The sequence below is a fragment of the Stenotrophomonas sp. 05L44_2 genome (assembly GCF_056665995.1).
In genome coordinates this window covers 1-2,825 of record NZ_JBFTNR010000552.1, presented here as the reverse complement: position 1 = coordinate 2,825, position 2,825 = coordinate 1, and the positions used below count along the sequence as shown (strand labels likewise).

At 68.1% G+C, this 2,825-nt stretch carries 4 protein-coding genes and 1 pseudogene; all 5 read right to left on the bottom strand.

Features of this window, described 5'->3' with window-relative positions; genetic code table 11:
• Positions 1-204, bottom strand: a pseudogene (locus AC1VAN_RS17245) (Ref family recombination enhancement nuclease); the annotation flags it as partial.
• Positions 205-275: 71 nt separating this feature from the next.
• Positions 276-470 (bottom strand): hypothetical protein, encoded by a 195-nt coding sequence (locus AC1VAN_RS17240; RefSeq protein WP_442251141.1) that lies wholly within the window; start codon positions 468-470, stop codon positions 276-278.
• Positions 467-1,138 (bottom strand): hypothetical protein, encoded by a 672-nt coding sequence (locus AC1VAN_RS17235; protein WP_442251140.1) that lies wholly within the window; start codon positions 1,136-1,138, stop codon positions 467-469. The genes AC1VAN_RS17240 and AC1VAN_RS17235 overlap by 4 nt, the downstream gene beginning before the upstream one ends.
• Positions 1,128-2,024: a helix-turn-helix domain-containing protein gene (locus tag AC1VAN_RS17230; RefSeq protein ID WP_480986289.1), complete on the bottom strand. Its 897-nt coding sequence runs from the start codon at positions 2,022-2,024 to the stop codon at positions 1,128-1,130. Before AC1VAN_RS17230 ends, AC1VAN_RS17235 begins: the two co-directional genes overlap by 11 nt.
• Positions 2,025-2,333: 309 nt before the next feature.
• A partial coding sequence (locus AC1VAN_RS17225; protein WP_480986288.1) for a phage regulatory CII family protein occupies positions 2,334-2,825 on the bottom strand: 492 nt, incomplete at its 5' end.

Below are 2,825 nucleotides of genomic sequence, written 5' to 3'. Positions count from 1 at the left end.
GTGCAGGGGTGGGCCCCAGCGGGCCACCATTTGCTTCTGGGTCATGTGTTCACTGCGGTAGCGCTGGTGATGCCACTGGCACAGCGCATAGCCGAAGAAATGGCCGCGCCGGATGTTCCCCGACTTGGCGTGGTTGTACTCGCAGCCGTAGACCACGTGCTTCTTCGCCATCAGGCCTTGCGCGTAGCGAACGAGGCACGCCATGCACGGTCCCGTCTTCGCCAGTTCGATGCGCGCTGCCTCTGCCATCGTCGGCGGCGGTGCGTTCGACCACATCAGCGCAGCTCCGGAATCGGGCCGGCATAGCGGGTAATCGGGATCTGCCTGCAGCCGTCGCGCCAGACCGTTGAGCCTCGCGTTGCGTACAGCACCAGCGGCTTGACCCCATAGCCATAGGCCAGATACCAGCCGGCCACCGCCACCGGCTCGGACACAGGGCGCACCTCCAGTTCGACGTGGTCCTGCCTCATGCCGCTGCGTCCTGAGCGGGACCGAACAGCTCGGCGATTTCTGCCAGGCGCTGCTTGGTGCGCTCGTTCGCTTCCGGGCTCGCCTCCACTCGGCCGGCGAGCAGGGCCAGCGGATTGAACGCGGGCGTGGCCGGCGGCAGCGCCAGGTGATCGGCTACCTGCTCGTGCGCCAAGCGGCCAGCGTCCACCGCCAGCTGCAGCGCTGCGGCGCGGGCACTCGCGTCATGGCCCAGCGACGGCTGATAGACGGCGCAGCCACCCACAGCGCGCGCACTCTTCACCAACCGGGCGTACACCTCCAGAAACGCCTGCCGGGCTGCGATCTTGTCGCCCTCCTCGACCAGAGGCAGCGCCGCCGTCCATGCGTCCCTGGTTTGCTCGGTCCATACCACGGTCACCGCCTCGTCAGCGGCCCGGATCGCCACAGCCCACGCTTCGTTCGGTGCCGGGTGCCCGTCGTCAATGCGCTCCATGATCGCGGCCAGGCTCAGCCGGCCCTTTACCTCGCGGCGGCAGGCGGTCAGCGCCTCGGCCAGCACGCGCAGCGGGTAGGAGGCCAGGTCGGTGACCATGTACGCCGCAGCGGTCGGCCGAATCTGCTCGCCCATCACCTCGGCCGTGGCCACCAGCATTTCGACCAGCGTGTCCTGTTCGGCATCACTGAGCATCGGCGTTCCCCTTCAGGCGGCGCAGCAGCGCCTTGGCGTCGTCGGCCGCGTTGGCATTGGCCTGCGTCTGGTCCTGCTGCCGGGCGCTGGTGTCGGTCACCTGCCGCCCGGTCGCCCACTGCGTGCGGTACGCCTCGGCCCCGGCCAGCAACACGCCCAGGTCGTGCATCCGCTTCACGGCATAGTTCTCGTTGACGCTCAGGAACCAGCCGGCCACCAGCRGCGCCTCTTCACGACCCAGGCGTTTCACCAGATCCCGAACGTTGGTGTTGACCTTGGCGTTGCGGACGGGGTCCACACCGTGGCGGATGCGGTAGGCCGCCCGGTAGACAGCCCACGTCGCCTTGCAGGCCAGCTGCATCTGCTCTTCCTGCTCCGCCTTCGTCAGCGGCGCGGCCGACAGGCCCGCCGGAGATGACGGTTCTTCTGACGGTTCATTGGTGGTTATATGACGGTTAGGCGGCACGGGGCGCACCTCCAGACCTGCGCCCGCTGCATCCCCTCCTGCACGGGGCGCATCCCCACCTGCATCGGGCGCACCCCCTGCACGGGGCGCAGCACCTGCGCCCGATGCAGTACCGGTTTTTCCGGTCTTGCGAGTGCCCTTCGATGGCGCTGCGGCCTTGTCGAACTTGGCCGGGGTGACGTTGTAGACAGTGCTGCTGTTGAACCTGCGGTCGCGGGTCAGTAGGCCCACGACTTCCAGATGATCCATGGCGGTGCGGACAGCGCGCGGCGACATGCAGCAGCGCGCGGCGATGGTGCCCACCGCCGGCCAGCACACGCCGTCGTCGTTGGCTTGGTCAGCCAGCGAGATCAACACAGCCTTCTGCGTGACGCTCAGGCCCTGCAGCGGCCAGCACTGCGACATGATGATGGTCGACATGTCAGAGTCCCAGCGTCATGTTCTGGCCCCGGGCCACCGGCCACCAGGTACAGGCACTGCGGCCAGACACTGGGCAAGGCTTCTTCGGGCCCCGCCACACGCGGCCGGTTTCGGCCAGTTCGGGAAGGCGTCGAGCGAGCACGTATCGGCAGATGCCCGTCTCGTTCGCCAGTTCGAGGCTTGTCAGGCCCGGGAAGCGACGCACGGCGGAAGCTGCTGCGGCTTGCTGGTCGCCTTGGATGCCAGTAGCAGCGATGTAGTTGGCTGCCTCGTGGCTGGTGCTGGGATCGGTGGAGCGAGCGGGATGGTTCATAGCACCGCCCTCCCCTTCGCCGCAGCGCGCGCAATGTTGCGCTCCAGACGGTGCGCCATCGTGCGCAGCGAGCGGACCTCGGCCAGCATCAGTCGCGCTTCGTCACTGTCGATCTGTTGATCTGCGATGGCGTCCAACGCGGTGCCCGACAGGGCGCCCATGCTGCGCTGGATCTCCAGCAGCTTGGTCTGCAACGCGGCGATCTCGTCCGACCACCCCCCCTCCGGTGCCGGCGGCACCACATCCACGGCCATGCCGAACTGCCCGGCCAGCGCCTGCATCCAACCCAGCGCGCGGTCTGCACCGCCCACCTGTTCCTGCATCCACTCGGTCAGCAGTTCGGCGATTTCGATGGTTACCGATTCGCCCTCAAGGCCGCGCAGCTTCGCGCGCAGCGTCTCCGGGTGCATCGACTTGCCCCGGCGCTGTGCCAGGTACGCGGCTGCAGCCTGCACACCGCCCGGCGTCTCGCGCACAGCGTTGTAGAG

What these genes read in the sequence shown, in the direction of transcription:
- AC1VAN_RS17240 (WP_442251141.1), bottom strand. Translation starts at nt 470, where the DNA reads ATGAGGCAGGACCACGTCGAACTGGAGGTGCGCCCTGTGTCCGAGCCG.
- AC1VAN_RS17235 (WP_442251140.1), bottom strand. Translation starts at nt 1,138, where the DNA reads ATGCTCAGTGATGCCGAACAGGACACGCTGGTCGAAATGCTGGTGGCC.